Origin of the sequence: Rhodococcus sp. CH91, from assembly GCF_022554085.1 — a bacterium.
Classification (GTDB): domain Bacteria; phylum Actinomycetota; class Actinomycetes; order Mycobacteriales; family Mycobacteriaceae; genus Rhodococcus.
This window is the reverse complement of record NZ_JAKFYR010000009.1, coordinates 125,092-142,088: the sequence shown is the minus strand read 5'-3', so window position 1 is coordinate 142,088 and position 16,997 is coordinate 125,092. Positions and strand designations below refer to the sequence as shown.

General features: G+C 67.3%; 14 protein-coding genes. 10 read left to right on the top strand and 4 right to left on the bottom strand.

Annotated features, from left to right (window positions below):
- Window positions 1-177: 177 nt before the first annotated feature.
- On the top strand, window positions 178-1,857 hold the full coding sequence (locus MOM01_RS17605) for a class I adenylate-forming enzyme family protein (protein WP_241386725.1): 1,680 nt from the start codon (window positions 178-180) through the stop codon (window positions 1,855-1,857).
- A 66-nt stretch (window positions 1,858-1,923) separates the two neighbouring features.
- On the opposite strand, the gene MOM01_RS17600 is transcribed toward MOM01_RS17605, so the two are convergent.
- Complete coding sequence (locus MOM01_RS17600) at window positions 1,924-3,141, bottom strand: acetyl-CoA C-acetyltransferase (RefSeq protein WP_241386724.1); 1,218 nt, start codon at window positions 3,139-3,141, stop codon at window positions 1,924-1,926.
- Between the two features lie 127 nt (window positions 3,142-3,268).
- Between MOM01_RS17600 and echA20 the strand changes: the two genes are divergently transcribed.
- From echA20 to ipdC, 4 genes are read left to right on the top strand one after another with little or no spacing between them, the layout of a single operon-like run.
- Window positions 3,269-4,030, top strand: coding sequence for a (7aS)-7a-methyl-1,5-dioxo-2,3,5,6,7,7a-hexahydro-1H-indene-carboxyl-CoA hydrolase (echA20, locus tag MOM01_RS17595; protein WP_241386723.1), 762 nt, complete (start codon window positions 3,269-3,271; stop codon window positions 4,028-4,030).
- Between the two features lie 28 nt (window positions 4,031-4,058).
- Window positions 4,059-4,937, top strand: a complete 879-nt coding sequence (locus MOM01_RS17590; protein ID WP_241386722.1) for a CoA transferase subunit A — start codon at window positions 4,059-4,061, stop codon at window positions 4,935-4,937.
- A complete protein-coding gene (gene ipdB / locus MOM01_RS17585) occupies window positions 4,934-5,692 on the top strand; it encodes a cholesterol ring-cleaving hydrolase subunit IpdB (protein ID WP_241386721.1) in 759 nt (252 codons plus the stop codon). The genes MOM01_RS17590 and ipdB overlap by 4 nt, the downstream gene beginning before the upstream one ends.
- Window positions 5,689-6,765 (top strand): (3aS,4S,5R,7aS)-5-hydroxy-7a-methyl-1-oxo-octahydro-1H-indene-4-carboxyl-CoA dehydrogenase, encoded by a 1,077-nt coding sequence (gene ipdC, locus MOM01_RS17580; protein WP_241386720.1) that lies wholly within the window; start codon window positions 5,689-5,691, stop codon window positions 6,763-6,765. Before ipdB ends, ipdC begins: the two co-directional genes overlap by 4 nt.
- 83 nt (window positions 6,766-6,848) lie before the next feature.
- Here the strand turns inward: ipdC and MOM01_RS17575 are convergent, their stop codons facing one another.
- Window positions 6,849-7,766: a TIGR03564 family F420-dependent LLM class oxidoreductase gene (locus tag MOM01_RS17575; protein ID WP_241386719.1), complete on the bottom strand. Its 918-nt coding sequence runs from the start codon at window positions 7,764-7,766 to the stop codon at window positions 6,849-6,851.
- A 91-nt stretch (window positions 7,767-7,857) separates the two neighbouring features.
- On the opposite strand from MOM01_RS17575, the gene MOM01_RS17570 reads away from it, so the two are divergent.
- From MOM01_RS17570 to MOM01_RS17550, 5 genes are all read left to right on the top strand, one after another.
- Window positions 7,858-8,691 (top strand): TauD/TfdA dioxygenase family protein, encoded by an 834-nt coding sequence (locus MOM01_RS17570; RefSeq protein WP_241386718.1) that lies wholly within the window; start codon window positions 7,858-7,860, stop codon window positions 8,689-8,691.
- Window positions 8,688-9,245: a nuclear transport factor 2 family protein gene (locus tag MOM01_RS17565; RefSeq protein ID WP_241386717.1), complete on the top strand. Its 558-nt coding sequence runs from the start codon at window positions 8,688-8,690 to the stop codon at window positions 9,243-9,245. Before MOM01_RS17570 ends, MOM01_RS17565 begins: the two co-directional genes overlap by 4 nt.
- Before the next feature lie 99 nt (window positions 9,246-9,344).
- Window positions 9,345-10,865, top strand: a complete 1,521-nt coding sequence (locus MOM01_RS17560; RefSeq protein ID WP_308197005.1) for an ABC transporter substrate-binding protein — start codon at window positions 9,345-9,347, stop codon at window positions 10,863-10,865.
- 68 nt (window positions 10,866-10,933) lie between these two features.
- Window positions 10,934-12,952 (top strand): CocE/NonD family hydrolase, encoded by a 2,019-nt coding sequence (locus MOM01_RS17555; RefSeq protein WP_374112323.1) that lies wholly within the window; start codon window positions 10,934-10,936, stop codon window positions 12,950-12,952.
- 158 nt (window positions 12,953-13,110) lie between these two features.
- Window positions 13,111-14,403, top strand: a complete 1,293-nt coding sequence (locus MOM01_RS17550; protein WP_241386716.1) for a hemolysin family protein — start codon at window positions 13,111-13,113, stop codon at window positions 14,401-14,403.
- A gap of 68 nt (window positions 14,404-14,471) precedes the next feature.
- On the opposite strand, the gene MOM01_RS17545 is transcribed toward MOM01_RS17550, so the two are convergent.
- Both MOM01_RS17545 and MOM01_RS17540 read right to left on the bottom strand, forming a co-directional pair.
- Window positions 14,472-15,485: a hemolysin family protein gene (locus MOM01_RS17545; protein ID WP_241386715.1), complete on the bottom strand. Its 1,014-nt coding sequence runs from the start codon at window positions 15,483-15,485 to the stop codon at window positions 14,472-14,474.
- Window positions 15,478-16,884 carry a hemolysin family protein gene (locus tag MOM01_RS17540; protein WP_241386714.1) on the bottom strand — a complete coding sequence of 469 codons (1,407 nt, stop codon included), beginning with the start codon at window positions 16,882-16,884 and terminating at the stop codon, window positions 15,478-15,480. The genes MOM01_RS17545 and MOM01_RS17540 overlap by 8 nt, the downstream gene beginning before the upstream one ends.
- Window positions 16,885-16,997: the final 113 nt, after the last annotated feature.

Below are 16,997 nucleotides of genomic sequence, written 5' to 3'. Positions count from 1 at the left end.
GCTTCCCCACAGACGCCCAGGTCACAGGCTAGGGAGAGTGGTGGTGCCCGTCACCGCCCGTCCCACTCACCGGTACATTCGAAGCCGGGATGACGGGCCGTGAGATTCTGGCGAGACGCACTCGATGGAGGAGGGGACGTTCGTGAAGCGTGCAGGGGAACCGGTGGGATGCAGGCGATGAGCATCCCCTCCGACCCGTCCCACTTCTCCGATCAGCTGATCTCGCGGCTCACCGGCCCCGGAGGCGAGTTCGAGATCGTGATGCAGGAAGTTCTGGGCACCGAGATGCCCGTCATGCGTAAACGCGACGTCGCCGTCGCGGACCTGCTGTCCCAGTCCCTCGCGTGGGGCGACCGCGAGTACCTGGTGACGTCCGACCGGCGCATCACCTTCGCCCAGAACGCCCGCATGTCGTACGCCCTGGCCGCGGCGCTCCACGAGCGGTACGGGGTGCGTTCGGGCGATCGGGTGGCGATCCTGTCCGCGAACAGACCGGAATGGGTCACCGTGTTCTGGGCTACGCAGGCACTCGGCGCGATCTCCGTGGGTCTGAACGCCTGGTGGGTCCAGCCGGAACTCGAGTTCGGCATCCGCCACTCCCGGCCCCGGGTGGTCTTCGTCGACGGCCCGCGCGCCGCGGCGGTGGCCGGCATCGACCGCGACCGCACCGTGGTGCTGTCGATCGAGGACGACCTGCCACGGCTGATCGAGGAATTCGACGGCGCGCAGCCCCCACCGCCGAGGATCGCCGAGGACGATCCCGCGGTGCTCCTGTACACCTCCGGCACGAGCGGCGACCCGAAGGGGGCGCTGCATTCCCAGCGGAATCTGCTGGCCGTCGTCGACTACAACCGGTATCTCGACGCGATCGCGACGATCTGGACCGGAGCAGTTTACAACCGAGCGGTGCCGTCGGATTCCCGGTACCTGCTGACGTCTTCGCTGTTCCACATCACGAGCCTGCACAACACGATCGTGCCGCGCCTGGCCACCGGCAGCGCCGTGGTGATGAATCAGGGATGGTACGGGGTGCGGCCGGTGCTCGAACTCATCGAGGCAGAGCAGGTCACGCACTGGATGGCCGTGCCGTCGATGGCGGCACGGATGCTCGAGGACGAGGACCTCGACGGATACGATCTGACCTCCCTGACACGATTCACCCTGTCGTCGGAGCCGTCGACGCCGGAGTTCAAACAGCGCCTGCGCGAACGACTTCCGTTCGGAAAGCACGCCATGGTGGACAGCTACACCATCACCGAGTGCAGCACCTCGATCGCGGTGGCCACCGCCGCGGAACTCGAGCAGTATCCGGGCACGGTGGGTGCACCGATCATCACGGTGAGCCTGGAGATCCGGGACCAGACCGGGGCGTGGCTCCCCGACGGTCATGTGGGCGAGATCTGTGTGCGCAGCCCGTTCGTCATGCTCGGCTACTGGGACGACGAGGCCGCGACGGCCGAGGCGATCACCCCCGACCGATGGTTGCGCACAGGAGATTTCGGAGTCGTGGAGAACGGCCGGCTGCGACTGGTCGGCCGGCGCGCGGATCTCATCCATCAGAACGGCGAGAACGTCTACCCGTCGGAGGTCGAACGCGTCCTGTCCGAGCATCCCGCGGTACGCGAATGCATGGTGACCGGCGCTCCCCACCCGGAATGGGGGCAGGAGGTCGTCGCGGTGGTCGTCCTCGTCGAGGGCTCCTCGGTCACCACCGAGGAACTGACCACTTTCGCCTCCGAACGTCTCGCCTACTTCAAGGTGCCCACCCAGTGGACTCTGACCCGTAACCTTCTGCCGCGCAACGCCACCGGGAAGATCATTCGCAAGGCGTGGCGGGATACGCACGGCCCCTGGTGATCGTGCGCATCCCCCGGCCGCAACGGGTGGGCCCGGCACGCCGGTACCCACCCGTGAGGCCCTCGATCAGCTGAGCCGCTCGAGCACCATCGCCATGCCCTGGCCACCGCCGACACACATCGTCTCGACGCCGAACTGCTTGTCGTGGGTGCGCAGGTTGTTGATGAGCGTCGTGGTGATGCGGGCCCCGGTCATACCGAAGGGATGACCCAGCGCGATCGCGCCACCGGAGACGTTGAGCTTGTCCTCGTCGATACCCAGCTCACGTGCCGAACCGAGCACCTGGACCGCGAAGGCCTCGTTGATCTCGAACAGATCGATGTCGTCGATTCCCATGTTCGCGTGGGCGAGGGCCTTGCGGGTCGCGTCGATCGGCCCCAGACCCATGATCTCCGGCGACAGGCCCGAGACCCCCGTGGAGACGATGCGCGCGAGCGGGGTGAGTCCGAGTTCCTTCGCCTTGACGTCGGACATGATCACCAGAGCGGCGGCACCGTCGTTGAGCGGGCATGCATTGCCGGCGGTCACGGTGCCGTCCGGGCGGAAGACCGGCTTCAGCTGGCTGACCGCCTCGTAGGTGGTACCCGGGCGCGGGCCGTCGTCGGTGGTGACGACAGTGCCGTCGGCGAGGGTCACCGGGGTGATCTCCCGCTCGAAGAAGCCGCTCTTGATCGCTTCCTCGGCGCGGTTGTGCGAACGCACGCCCCAGCGGTCCTGGTCTTCGCGCGAGATCCCCGTGTAGGAGGCGACGTTCTCCGCGGTCTGTCCCATCCCGAGGTAGACATCCGGAAGGAGCCCCTCACTGCGCGGGTCGGTCCACTTCACTCCGCCTTCGGCGAGCTTCGCACTGCGTGCCTGCGCATCGTCGAACAGCGGGTTCTTCGTGTTCGGCAGGCCGTCGGCGTTACCGGTGACGAAGCTCGACACCGACTCGACGCCGGCCGAGATGAACACGTCGCCTTCGCCGGCCTTGATGGCGTGCAGCGCCATGCGGGTGGTCTGCAGCGACGACGAGCAGTAGCGGTTGACCGTGACACCGGACAGGAAGTCGTAGCCGAGCTGCACCGCGACGACGCGGGCCATGTTGAAGCCGGACTGGCCGGCGGGCTGGCCGCAGCCGAGCATGAGGTCGTCGATCTCGGTGGGGTCGAGATCGGGGACGTTCGCGAGCGCCGCGGCGACCATCTGCGTCGCGAGGTCGTCCGGCCGGATCGACGCGAGCGAGCCCTTACGTGCTCGTCCGATCGGCGATCGTACTGCGGACACGATTACTGCTTCGGGCATCTTCTCTCCTCGATGTTCTGGTCGTACTGCACGACCGGTGACCACGACGACCCTCTGGGTCCAGCGGCTATCCTGTGCTAACTTACCAAGCAATCGCTTGGTTCGGTACAGACGTTAGGAACATGCCATGGGCATCACCTCGACCTCCGACAGCGCCGGTATCACCACGATCACCGTCGACTTCCCGCCCGTGAACGCTCTCCCCTCACAGGCCTGGTTCGACCTGGCCGAGGCCATCACCACGGCCGGGCGCAGCCTCGACACCCACGTGGTGATCCTGCGCGCCGAGGGCAGGGGCTTCAACGCAGGCGTGGACATCAAGGAAATGCAGGCCACCGAGGGCTTCGACGCCCTCATCGCCGCCAACCACGGTTGCGCTGCCGCATTCGCCGCCGTCTACGACTGCGAAGTACCGGTGATCGTCGCCGTCAACGGCTTCTGCGTCGGAGGCGGAATCGGCCTGGTCGGCAATGCCGACGTCATCGTCGCTTCCGACGACGCCGTCTTCGGGCTTCCCGAGGTCGACCGCGGTGCCCTCGGGGCCGCGACGCACCTCGCGCGCCTGGTCCCCCAGCACATGATGCGCACCCTGTACTACACGGCGCAGAACGTCACGGCGCAGCAGCTCGAGCATTTCGGCTCCGTGTACAAGGTCGTTCCGCGCAGCGAACTCGACTCCGTCGCACGAGAGGTCGCAGAGATGATCGCCGCGAAGGACACGCGCGTCATCCGCCGCGCGAAGGAAGCCATCAACCGCATCGACCCGGTCGACGTGAAGACGAGCTACCGCCTCGAGCAGGGCTTCACCTTCGAACTGAATCTCGCCGGCATCGCCGACGAGCACCGCGACGAGTTCGTCGCGACCGGAAAGCCGCGCAGCAACAGCTGACGCCCACACACCAGGAGTTCGGAACACCATGCGTGACAAGAAGATGTCGCTCGACGACGTGGTCGGCGAGCTGCGCAGCGGAATGACCATCGGCCTCGGTGGCTGGGGATCGCGCCGGAAGCCGATGGCATTCGTCCGCGCCATCCTGCGGTCGGACATCACCGACCTCACCGTCGTGACCTACGGCGGCCCCGATCTCGGCCTGCTCTGCTCGGCCGGCAAGGTCAAGAAGGCGTACTACGGCTTCGTCTCCCTCGACTCGGCACCGTTCTACGACCCGTGGTTCGCCAAGGCCCGCATCAACGGCGAGATCGTTGCCCGCGAGATGGACGAGGGCATGATCAAGTGCGGCCTCGAAGCCGCTGCAGCGCGACTGCCCTTCCTGCCCATCCGCGCCGGACTGGGTTCGGCCGTGCCCGACTTCTGGGACGGCGAACTGAAGACCGTCACCTCGCCGTACGCCGGGCCCGACGGTACCGAGACGCTCATCGCGATGCCCGCGCTGAACCTCGACGCCTCGTTCGTGCACCTCAACATCGGCGACGTGCACGGCAACGCCGCGTACACCGGTGTCGACCCGTACTTCGACGATCTCTACTGCATGGCCGCGGAGAAGCGTTACGTGTCGGTCGAGCGCATCGTCGACACCGACGAACTCGTCAAGTCCGTTCCCCTGCAGTCCCTCATCCTCAACCGCATGATGGTCGACGGTGTGGTCGAGGCACCGAACGGCGCACACTTCACCCTGGCCGGCGACAGCTACGGGCGTGACGAGAAGTTCCAGCGCCACTACGCCGAGTCCGCCAAGGATCCCGAGTCCTGGAAGGCATTCGTCGACCGCTTCCTCTCGGGCAGCGAGGACGACTACCAGTCCGCAGTCCAGAAGTTCGCACAGGAGCAGGCATGACCACCACCGAAACCGTGACCCGCGCCGAGTACTGCGCGATCGCATGCGCCGACATCTTCTCCGGCGCCGGCGAGATCATGGCGAGCCCGATGGCGACGCTGCCGCAGATCGGCGCGCGGCTGGCCAAGCTCACCACCGAACCGGATCTGCTGATCACCGACGGTGAAGCGCTCATCCTCGCCGACGTCCCCGCTCTCGGAGCGAAGGCGCCGATCGAGGGATGGATGCCCTTCCGCAAGGTGTTCGACGTCGTCGCCTCGGGCCGGCGCCACGTGGTGATGGGCGCCAACCAGATCGACCGGTACGGCAACCAGAACCTGTCGGCCTTCGGTCCGCTGCAGCAGCCGACGCGCCAGATGTTCGGCGTGCGTGGAGCTCCCGGAAACACCATCAACCACGCCACCAGCTACTGGGTCGGCAAGCACTCCGCACGTGTGTTCGTCGACCAGGTCGACATCGTCTCCGGCGTCGGCTACGACCGCGTCGACCCGAGCAACCCGGCGTTCCGCTTCCTCGACATCGCGCGCGTCGTCACCAACCTCGGTGTCTTCGACTTCGGCGGCCCGGACCACACCTTCCGAGCCCTCAGCCTGCATCCGGGTGTGGACGCCGCCACCGTCGCCGAGAACACCTCCTTCGAGGTCGCCGGCCTGGACGAGGTGGGCGTGACCCGCGAGCCCACCGCCGAGGAACTGCGTCTGATCCGTGACGTGATCGATCCCAAGGGATTGCGCGACCGCGAGGTCGCACTGTGACCACCCTGCGCACCGCGCTGACGGACCTGATCGGGATCGAGCATCCCATCGTCCAGACGGGCATGGGATGGGTCTCCGGTCCTCGCCTGACCGCCGCGACCTCCAATGCGGGTGGACTCGGCATCCTCGCTTCCGCGACGATGACCTACGCCGAGCTCGAAGCGGCGGTCGCGAAGACCAAGTCGCTGACCGACAAGCCGTTCGGTGTGAACATGCGCGCCGACGCTTCGGATGCCGGCGAGCGCATCGACCTGCTGATCCGCGAGAAGGTCAAGGTCGCCTCGTTCGCCCTCGCACCGAAGAAGGAGCTGATCGCCAAGCTCAAGGATCACGGCATCGTCGTGATCCCGTCGATCGGCGCTGCCAAGCATGCCGTGAAGGTCGCCTCGTGGGGGGCCGACGCGGTGATCGTCCAGGGCGGTGAGGGCGGTGGGCACACCGGTCCGGTCGCGACGACCCTGCTGCTCCCGAGCGTGCTGGACGCCGTCGACATCCCGGTGGTCGCGGCCGGTGGCTTCTTCGACGGTCGCGGGCTCGCGGCCGCACTGTCCTACGGCGCCGCAGGTGTCGCCATGGGAACGCGCTTCCTGCTCACCAGCGACAGCGCGGTGCCCGATTCGGTCAAGCAGCAGTACCTCGCCCGTGGTCTCCAGGACACGACGGTCTCACTCAAGGTCGACGGCATGCCGCACCGGGTGCTCAACACCGACCTCGTGAACAGCCTCGAACGTTCCAGCTACGCGAAGGGTCTGATCGCAGCTGCCCGGAACGCGACCAAGTTCAAGGCCATGACCGGGATGAAGTGGTCGACCCTGGTCAAGGACGGACTCGCCATGAAGAAGGCGAGCGACCGCACCTGGCAGCAGATCATCATGGCCGCCAACACCCCGATGCTCCTCAAGGCCGGCCTCGTGGAAGGCAACACCGACGCCGGTGTCCTCGCCTCGGGCCAGGTCGTCGGCATGCTCGACGACCTGCCGAGCTGCCAGGAGCTGATCGACCGGATCGTGGCCGAGGCCGTCGAGCGCATCGACGCTCTCGCCGCGCTCCGCAGCACGGAGCTCTCTGCCTGACAACCTGACTCGTGACCGGTGTCGTCGTCGAATCTTCGCGAGAAGTCGACGACGGCACCGGTTTCGGCGTTTCGTGCCGGCGATCAGTCGGCGGTGAGCGCACTCAGCAGAGCCCGCGTCCGTTCCACCGAGGCACGCGTGTCGCTTCCCACCGGGACGATCGCCGCCCAGATGTCGGTGGCGCCGGCATCGAGTAATCCCTGCAGTTGCCGGCGAACCGATTCCTCGTCTCCGACGATCGCGATGTCCGCCGGACTGCTCGCGCCCCCTTCCTCCAGGACACGCCGGTAGCTCGGCATCCCGGCATAGGAGGTCGCGGTCGCGGCGACGGCCTCGCGGGCCGCATCCACGTCGTCGTGCACGGCGACGGGCAGGCCGGCCACGATGCGCGGTTCCGGCCGGCCGGAACGCTCGGCGGCCGCGCGGATCGCAGGAGAGATCCGCGACTCGATCACCTTCGGCGACGCCATCCACAGAACCGTCCCGCCGGCGTACCGACCCGCCACTCGCAGCATCCGCGGGGACATGGCGGACAGCAGGACCGGCACCTCGTGTGCGACGGCAACCATCCGTCCCTCGCTGCGGACGGACCAGTCACCGCCCCGGAAGTCGACGTCCTCACCCTGCAGCAGAGCGGTGACGATCCGGATGTACTCCTCGGTGTTCCGGCCGGGAGTGTCGTACGACAGTCCGTAGACCTCCCGGACCACGCTCTCGTGCGACGGGCCGAGACCGAGCGTGAAGCCGGGTCGTCCCATCGCTTCGGCCACCGCCGCGGCCCGGTTCGCCTGGAGCAACGGGTGGCACGGGAAGGTCTGGAGCACAGCGGTGCCGAGTTCGATCGAGGCGGTCTCGCGACCGGCCACCGCGAGGGCCGCCAGTGGATCTCCCGCAACCGTGCTCGCGAACCACAACGACGTGAAGCCGTCCGCCTCCGCTTTCCGGGCCTGCCGCACGATTCCGTCCGTGGACGACGCGCCGCCCGTGAGTCCGATCCGCATGATGCACCTCCACTGTGCGCGTTCCCATTTATTGACGAGAACAGTACTCTCATGTAAGGAGAGTGTTAATTCCCTATCGGAGGAGACCCCCGTGTTTGCCGATACCCAGCCGATCTCCGCGGAGATCGGCATCGAGATCTCCGGCGTCGACGGACGCTCCCTGACCGATCCGCGCGCGGCCGAACGTTGCCGTGAACTCGTCGACGAATACGGTGTCGTCGTCTTCCGCGAATCCGGCATCGGCGACGCCGATCTCGTGACGCTGAGCCGGATGCTCGGCGAGGTGGTCGTCCCCCGCATGGGTGGCCGGGAAGACCATCCGGAGGTGTCGGCGATCAGTCTCGACCCGGCCGAGACGGTGCTCGCCTCGTACAACCAGGGCACCTTCCACTGGCACATCGACGGCGCCACCGACGAGATCCCTCAGAAGGGAACTCTCCTCACGGCCCTGCGCGTGTCGGACGAAGGGGGCGACACCGAGTTCGCGAACACCTATGCCGCCTACGAGGCCCTGTCCGATCGGGACAAGGCCGAATTCGAGAATCTCCGCGTCGTCCACAGTTTCGCGACCGCGCAGCGTCTGGCGAATCCGGACCCGACCGAGAAGCAGCTGGCGGCCTGGGCGCGGGTTCCCGAGCGCGAGCATCCACTCGTCTGGACGAGACGCAGCGGCCGCAAGTCGCTGCTCATCGGGGCGACCGCATCGCATGTCGTCGGCTGGCCGGAAGAGAAGGGGCGGCGCCTCCTCGGCAGACTGCTCGCCTGGTCCACACAGCCGCGTTTCTCCCTTCGTCACCACTGGCGTCCCGGTGATCTGGTGCTGTGGGACAACACCGGCATGCTGCATCGAGCAGTTCCCTACTCCCCCACGTCTCCCCGGCTGCTGCACCGCACCACACTCCTCGGCGAGGAGGCGGTCGCGTGAGCGACCTCGCCGACCTGCAGCGCGACGTCCGGTACCTTCTCGACCGCACCGCGATCCTCGACTGCATCGCCGCACATGCACGCGGATGCGATCGGCACGATGCCGACCTGCTCTGCAGCACCTATCACGACGACGGGATCGACGAGCACGGCGCGACCGTCAACAGCGGTCCGGACTACGCGCAGTGGGCGAACACGGTGCACGCGGCGACGTCACGGGCACACACGCACAACGTCACCACCCATCTCTGCGAGATCGACGGCGAGACGGCCCACTGCGAGAGTTACGTGCTCGTGGGCCTGCTCGGACCGGATGCGAGCACCGTCCAACTGATGAGCGGGCGGTACATCGACCGCCTCGAGAAGCGGGACGGCACGTGGCGGATCGCCCTTCGCAGATCCACGGTGGAATGGAGTGCCGCAGCCGACGCCTCGATTCTGGCATCGCCCTATTTTCTCCGCCAGGGCTTCGCGGCCGGTACGCGCGACACCGACGACCTGTCCTATCGACGTCCTCTCCTCGCGGAAACTCCCGCGCCCGCCCGCTGGGTGTAGGCGAGCGTTCGGTTCCCGATTCAGCAGAAAGGCCCCCTTGTGAGTCGATGGAGAGCCCTACTCCGCGTGCTCGTGGCACTGTGCTCGACGCTGGTGGTCGTGACCGCCTGCAGTAGTTCCGGCGGCGACTCCGCACCCGTCGGCGCCGAGCCGGCGGGTGATCCCGTCGTGGGTGGATCCGCGCGGATCGCTCAGGTCCGCGAACCCGTCACACTCGACCCGGCGATCCTGGCCAACAACTGGGTGGGCCAGGCCCTGCTCGGCAATGCGCTGTTCGGAACGCTGCTCGTCGACGACCCGTCGACACTCGAGGTGGAACACAAGCTCGCCACCGACTTCTCGACCACCGACGGCGGTGCCACGTTCACGTTGACCCTCCGCCCGGGCCTGATGTTCTCCGACGGAACTCCGCTCGACGCGCAGGCGGTCGCATTCAACTGGGACAGGCTCCGCGATCCGTCCGTCGCCTCGAATTCGCTCGCGCAGGCATCCCAGGTCGCGGCGACGGAGGTGGTGGACGACACCACCCTGCGGATCACGATGGCGTCACCGAATCCTCATTTCGCCCACGCCGTCACGTCGAGTTCGCTGAATTGGATCGCCTCCCCCATCGCCCTCGGGAAGGGCCGGGAAGCATTCGATGCCGAACCGGTCGGCGCCGGACCCTTCGTTCTCACCGAGTGGACACGTCAGGACCGCATGCAACTCGAACGGAACCCCGATTACTGGGACGCACCGCGCCCCTATCTCGACGCCATCACGTTGATCACCGTCAGCGACGTCAACCAACGGACGAATGTACTCACCAGCGGGGCAGTCGATCTGGTCGCGGAGTCGAGCTGGTCGGCGCTGCGGCGGGCAGAGCAGGCAGGATTCCCGACGCAGATCGTCCCGGAAGGCGGCGGACAGTACATCGCACTCAACGCACGACGGGCACCCTTCGACGACGTCAGAGCACGAAGAGCAGTGACCTCCGCGTTGCAGCTCGACGGCATCGACAGCGCGGTCTTCGAAGGGAACGGTGAGGTCCCGAGCACACTGTTCCCGGAGTCGTCGCCCTTCTTCGCGGACATCGCGCTGCAGGAACACGATCCCGACGAGGCGCAGCGTCTCTTCGACGAACTCGCCGCAGAAGGAAAACCGGTCGAGTTCACCTTCCTCGCAACATCGCTCGTCGAGATCCGGACGGTCGCGGAGACGGTGCAGGCCCAACTCGGTGCCTTCGACAACGTCGATGTGAAGGTCGAGGTACTCGACTACGCGGCGTTCATGCCGCGGTACGCAGCGCGGGAGTTCGACGCGACCATCTGGTCGGCGAACGTGCAGGAACCCCACACCACGCTGTGGCACCAGTTCCATTCGGCATCATCGGGAAATGTGGCGGGTATCGCCGATGCTGAACTGGACGCGGCGCTCGAGGCCGGCCGGGCGGCGACCTCGCCGGACGACCGGCTCGAGGCGTACACGACGGTCCAGCAACGACTTGCGGATCTCGACGTGGGTATCTGGTACGTGCGCGCGGCACCGTCGGTGATCCACGTTCCCGGTCTTCACGGCGCCCGCATGTACGCCTTGGGTTCCCCCTTACCGGAGGAACTCTGGCTGACCGCGTCCGGATAGTCGCCCGCCCGTGTCGTTGACGCATCCGTCGTCCTCGCGTTAACGTGCGCGGAACTGTTACCGCAGGCATGGGGGCCCGGGTGAGATCACGCCGCACCGTCGCATTCGTCGTGGCGGCGGTCGTCGCCTGCACCGTGGCCTTCTCGGGGCCCGCGACAGCCGATCCCACCGGCGGTGACGCGGGCGCCTCCTGGCAGGACCTCGTCGACGCCCCCGACACCTATCCGAACACCGCGGTCGAGTGGGACGTTCCCATCACGCTCAGCGACGGCACGGTCCTCCGCGCCAACGTCTTCCGGCCCGCCGGTGCCGACGGAACACCGATCGAGGAGCCCACACCGGTCGTTCTCGGCCTCACTCCGTACACCAAACTGCTGTCGACCCTGGCGTCGGTCGCGATGGAGGATCCGCAGTTCGCCCCGATCGTCGACGAACTCGGATCGATTCCGAACTTCGGAGCCCCCTTCGACGGAATCACCGAACTCGCTGCACCGGCAGCGCAACTCGGCCGGATGTTCGGTCTCAACCGCGATCTCGTCCGCAACGGTTACACGCAGGTGATCGTCGATGTGCGGGGCACCGGTTTCTCCCACGGGAAGTGGGACGTGCTCGGCCCGCGCGAGCAACAGGACACCGTCGAGGTCATCGACTGGGCCGCGAAGCAGGAATGGTCGAACGGCCGGGTCGGAACGACCGGTGTCTCGTATTCGGCCATCAACCAGATCCAGGCGGCGGGTCTGCGTCCCGCGGCCCTCGACGCGGTCTTCGCCGTGGAACCCGGCAACGACCTGCTCCGCGACATCGTCGGCACCGGCGGAGCGGTCGGGGTGGGCTTCATGCCCGCCTGGCTCGCTCTCGTCAACGGTCTCAAGTGGATCCCCGACATGGAGGCCCTGTTCCAGGGTCGCTTCGACGCGCAATGGCTGCGGGACAGGCTCGTCGATCCCGCTACGAAGCTCCCCGAACTCTTCGAGGTCCTCACCGCCCCGAATGTCGACGGCGTGTCCCCCGGAGCCCTCGAGGTCGCCCAGGACGGACCGTTCTACCGGCAGCGAGAGGCACGACTCGAATCGATAGAGGTGCCCACCTTCGTAATCGGGAACTGGCACGACATCTTCGCGAACAGCGAACCCGACATCTACAACCGCATCCCCGTCGATCCCGGCCGGAAGCAACTCGTCATGGGCGACGGTTACCACGCGGTTCTCGGTGCCGGCTTCGGCACACCCGGGCACCCCCCGGCCACCGCGGCGTTGCAGCGCGCCTGGTTCGACCGGTGGCTGAAGGACATCGACAACGGCATCGACGATTACGGCCCGGTGACCCTGCTGCAGCAGGGTGGTGAGTGGGTCACGACCGACCGATTCCCCCGGCGCGATATCGACCACGAGAAGCTCTACCTCTCGGCGGCGCCGAGCGGGACGGCCGGGCACGCGCTCCACGACGGCACGCTCGTCACCTCGGCCATGGAGGCTCCGCACCGTCTCACGGTCGCACCGGGGCTGCGAGGCGTGTGTTCTCGCCAGGCGGCACAGGGGACCGCCGGCATCGCGGTGCTGCTCGGATCCGCGTGTACGAGAGACGCACGGGTCAACGAAGCGGAGGGCCTCACCTTCACCGGCGCACCGGTCTCCGAACGGACCGTGCTCTCGGGCCCGTTCACCGTCCACCTCGAGACAGTCCTCGACGCCCCGGACGGATTCTGGTCGGTCTCCGTGAACGACGTCGCGCCGGACGGGCGATCCACCGTCCTCACGACCGGTTCCCTGGTCTCGTCGCTGCGCGCGATCGACGATGCGAAGAGTACGTTCACCGCCGAGGGTGACTATGCACGGGCACAGCCGGTACTGACTCTCGAGTCCCGGCAGCCGATCGTCCCGGGGCAGCGGACGGGACTCGACATCAGCACGCTGCCGACCGAGGCGGTCCTGCAACCGGGCCATCGGCTCCGGGTGGACGTCTACGCCTCGAGTGTCCCCCGCTCACTGCCGCTCGGGCCGATGCTGCACGAGAGCGGTCTGCGGCCGCAGCACCTCGAACTGAGTGCCTCCTCACCGAGCTTCGTGACGGTCCCGGTGGCGCGCTGATCGCGGCACGCTGCGAACCGTCTCCGGCCGCTGGGCCGCGCTCGCGGATCTGCCTGCTCGACCTCCCGTTTCCCTACACTGGTAGCCACCCGTGAGGGAGAGTGGGCTATGGACGACAGGCCGAGTTTTCCGGTTCTCCACGACCGAAGACCGCCGGCATGACCACCGACACTCTCGTCAACCTGATTCTGGTCCTGGTATTCGTGCTGATCGGCGGGGTGTTCGCCGCCACCGAGATCGCGTTGGTCTCGCTGCGCGAGAGTCAGCTCCGGGAGCTGGAACGACGCAGCAACCGAGGTCGCCGCACAGCGGCTCTGGCACGGGACCCGAACAGATTCCTCTCGGCGGTACAGATCGGAGTCACCCTCGCAGGGTTCTTCTCCGCCGCCTACGGCGCGTCCACCCTGGCACCCGATCTGGCCCCGACGCTGCAGAACTGGGGGCTGTCCGACAGCACCGCCCACGCGATCGCGCTGGTCGGCACCACCCTGGTCATCTCCTATCTGTCGTTGGTGCTCGGTGAACTGGTCCCCAAACGCATCGCCCTGCAGCGCGCAACCACGATGTCGCTGGCCGTCGGACCTCTCCTGGACCGATTCTCGGTCGTCATGCGGCCGGTGATCTGGTTGCTGTCGATCTCCACGGATCTTCTGGTCCGCTTGCTCGGCGCCGATCCCACGCGCAAAGGTGAGGAGATCACTCGCGAAGAACTCCGCGACCTGCTCGTCGGGCACGAAGCTCTCGTCGAGGACGAACGCAGCGTGCTCACCGAGGTCTTCGATGCCGGTACCCGCCATCTGACCGAGGTGATGCGACCGCGCACCGATGTCGACTTCCTCGCCGCCGATACGCCGGTCCCCGATGCCCGGGCCATCGCTCTGGCCGGCACGCACAGTCGTTTCCCGGTCACGGCCGAGACCGTCGACCATGTGATCGGGTTCGTGCACCTGCGGGATCTGCTCCACTCGGACGCGACCGGCCGGAGCCTTACCGTCGGCGATCTGTGCCGGCCGATTCAGGCCCTGCCGGGCTCGCAGCCCGTCCTGTCGGCGCTGAAGGACATGCGGCACAACAGCGCCCAGATCGCGATCGTCGTCGACGAATACGGCGGTACCGCCGGGATCGTCACCATCGAGGATCTCGTCGAGGAAATCGTCGGTGAGATCGACGACGAGTTCGATCCGGACGACTCTCCCGTGCTCGAGCGGACCGGCGGGGCACAGTCGCCGTCCCTCCCCGAGGTCGACGGCCGACTGCACGTGGACGATTTCGCCCGTGCGACCGGCATTGCACTGCCCGAGGGGCCCTACGAGACCGTCGCCGGCTACGTCCTGCATCGTCTGCAGCATCTCCCCCGGCCGGGCGAGAGTGTGGCCGTCGACGGCAGTCTGCTCACCGTCGACGATGTCGACGGTCACCGGATCGCCCGGCTTCGCCTGACCCGCCGTTGACTCCCCTCACGGACGCACTGCGGCCGGTACCCCGGGTTCGGGGCACCGGCCGCAGTCGGTGATCATGCTCAGGCCGCAGCGCCGGCAGTGGGCAGCAGTCGTTCGAGCACGTCGCTGAGGGTGATCAATCCGACCACCTGCCCGTCGGAGGTGACGGTGGCCAGGTGGTTGCGGCTCTCACGCATCGTGCGCAGCGCCTCGTACACCGGGACCTGGGCTTCCACCGTCAGCGCCGATCGCATCAACTGCCTCGCGGTGGTCCCCGGTTCGGCGGCGAGTGCATCCCGCACATGCACCACCCCGTCCACGTGACCGTTCGCGCGGACGAGCAATCGCAGGTGCCCGGTGCGGCGAGCGGTCTCGCGGATCTGTGCGATATCCGCCTCGGGCGGCACGCTGCTCGGCCGGGCATTCGGGCGGACGATGTCGCCCACGGTGAGCGCCTCGAGTTCGAGAGCGCTGGTCAGATGCCCGTGGTAGCGCTCGTCGAGCGTGCCGACGGTAGCCGAGTGCTCGACCAGATGCCGCAGGGCATCGGGATCCTGGCCGGCGTTGACCTGGTCGACCGGGTCGACACCGACCCTGCGCAGGCACCAGTTGGCCATGTGGTTGAGCTGGACGATCAGCGGGCGAGCGACCCACATGAACACGCGCATCGGGATCGCCAGCATGGTCGCCGACTTCTCCGGGTGCGCGATCGCCCACGACTTCGGCGCCATCTCACCCACCACCAGGTGCAGGAAGGTGACGATGATCAAGGCCAGGACGAAACCGGCGACGTCGGCCAGCCACAGCGGTGCACCCCAGCTCTCGAAGGCGGGAGTCAGCCAGTGGTGCACGGCGGGTTTGGTCACCGCACCGAGTGCCAGGGTGCACACGGTGATACCGAGCTGGGATCCGGCCAGCAGCACCGACAACTCCGAAGCGCTGCGCAGCGCCGCTCGCGCCGACCTGCTGTTCGGTGCGGCGTCCTCGAGGCGGTGACGACGGGCAGCGATGAGCGCGAATTCCACAGCGACGAAGAAGGCACTCGCGGCGATCAGTCCGACGGTGACGGCAAGAACGATCCAGGGATTATCCATCGGTACGTCCCCTTTCCTGCTGCGCCGGCGCGGTCTCCTCCGTAGGGCCCGGGGCCGGTGCGAGGTGCACGCGCAACGAGGACGGCACGTGCTTGTCCACCGCCAGCACCTCGGCGACCAGGACTTCGGACTGCGGTGCGCGTTCGTGCACCAGATCCGCCGGGTCCGGTGCAAGAGCGATCGTGACGGTCTGTCCCACCTCGGGCAGTCCGCCGTATTCGGTGATGATCAATCCGGCGAGTGTTTCGTAGTCTCCCTCGGGCAGTTCGTGACCGAGGGTGCGCGCCACCTCGTCGAGGTGCACGTCACCGCGGATGCGCCAGCCGTCTCCGTCGGGCACGATGACCTGCGCCTCGAGAGCGGGGTCGTGTTCGTCGGCGATCTCGCCGACGAGTTCTTCGGCCATGTCCTCGACGGTGACGACACCGGCGAAGCCGCCGTATTCGTCGATGACGAGCGCCATTTCCTCTTTCTCTTCGGACAGGCGGGCCAGGACGTCCGGCAAGGGCAGCGTGGTCGGGACGATCACCGCCGGGCGCAGAGCGTCGGCAGCGGACCCGGCCTCGGAGGGACGGTCGAGCAGATCGTGCAGGTGCACCACCCCGAGCAGGTCGTCGGTGCTCTCACCGACGACGGGATAACGGGTGTGCCCGGTGCTCATCTTCTCGAGCACTCCGGTCAGCGGTTCGTCGGCACGGACGTAATCCACCCGGGCCCGCGGGATCATCGCGTGTTCGGCGGTTCGGGTGGGGAAGTCGAGGATCCGGTCGAGCAGAGTCGACAGTTCCCGGGGCAGTTCACCCGTCTCACGGGACTCCGCGACGATGTGCTCGAGATCACGAGGCGTGGCCGAGTGTTCGACATCGTGGACCGGCTCGATACGCAGCGCGCGCAGCAGCAGATTCGACGAGGCATCGAACAGCGTGATCAGCCAGCCGAACAGCTTCAGATACAGCGTGGTCGACAGGGCCAGCCACCGGGCCACCGGCTCGGGCCGGGCGATCGCGAGGTTCTTGGGGAACAGCTCCCCGAACACCATCTGCACCACGGTGGAGAAGGCCACGGCCAGCAGGGTGCCGATCGCGATGCCCACAGCAGTGGGGATCCCCACGCCGCCGAGCAGCTCGCCGAGGCCACTGCCGATCAGAGGTTCGGCGACATAGCCGACGAGCAGCCCGGTCACGGTGATGCCCAGCTGCGCGCCGGAGAGCATGAACGAGGTGCGGCGAGTGACCGTCAGGGCACGGGCGGCAGCACTGTCGCCGGCTTCGGCGCGGGCTTTGAGGCGGGAGCGGTCCACCGCCATATAGGCGAATTCCTGCGCGACGAAATAGCCGGTCAGCGCGGTGATGGCCAGGACTACGAGGATTCCGAGTGCGATTCCGGCGACGGTCAGCACGGCCGGATCCGATGTGCGGTGACGGGCGAATCGTCACACAGGGGCTGGGAGGGTCTTCGAGGTTTGCGCTTGGCGCGTCTCATGGCTCTCTCTGCGGTAGGAAACAACTACCC

Excerpts from the sequence above, each read along its gene's own strand:
- MOM01_RS17605 (WP_241386725.1), top strand. The coding sequence starts at position 178 with ATGAGCATCCCCTCCGACCCGTCCCACTTCTCCGATCAGCTGATCTCG.
- MOM01_RS17600 (WP_241386724.1), bottom strand. The coding sequence starts at position 3,141 with ATGCCCGAAGCAGTAATCGTGTCCGCAGTACGATCGCCGATCGGACGA.
- echA20 (WP_241386723.1), top strand. The coding sequence starts at position 3,269 with ATGGGCATCACCTCGACCTCCGACAGCGCCGGTATCACCACGATCACC.
- MOM01_RS17590 (WP_241386722.1), top strand. The coding sequence starts at position 4,059 with ATGCGTGACAAGAAGATGTCGCTCGACGACGTGGTCGGCGAGCTGCGC.
- ipdB (WP_241386721.1), top strand. The coding sequence starts at position 4,934 with ATGACCACCACCGAAACCGTGACCCGCGCCGAGTACTGCGCGATCGCA.
- MOM01_RS17575 (WP_241386719.1), bottom strand. The coding sequence starts at position 7,766 with ATGCGGATCGGACTCACGGGCGGCGCGTCGTCCACGGACGGAATCGTG.
- MOM01_RS17555 (WP_374112323.1), top strand. The coding sequence starts at position 10,934 with ATGGGGGCCCGGGTGAGATCACGCCGCACCGTCGCATTCGTCGTGGCG.
- MOM01_RS17550 (WP_241386716.1), top strand. The coding sequence starts at position 13,111 with ATGACCACCGACACTCTCGTCAACCTGATTCTGGTCCTGGTATTCGTG.
- MOM01_RS17545 (WP_241386715.1), bottom strand. The coding sequence starts at position 15,485 with ATGGATAATCCCTGGATCGTTCTTGCCGTCACCGTCGGACTGATCGCC.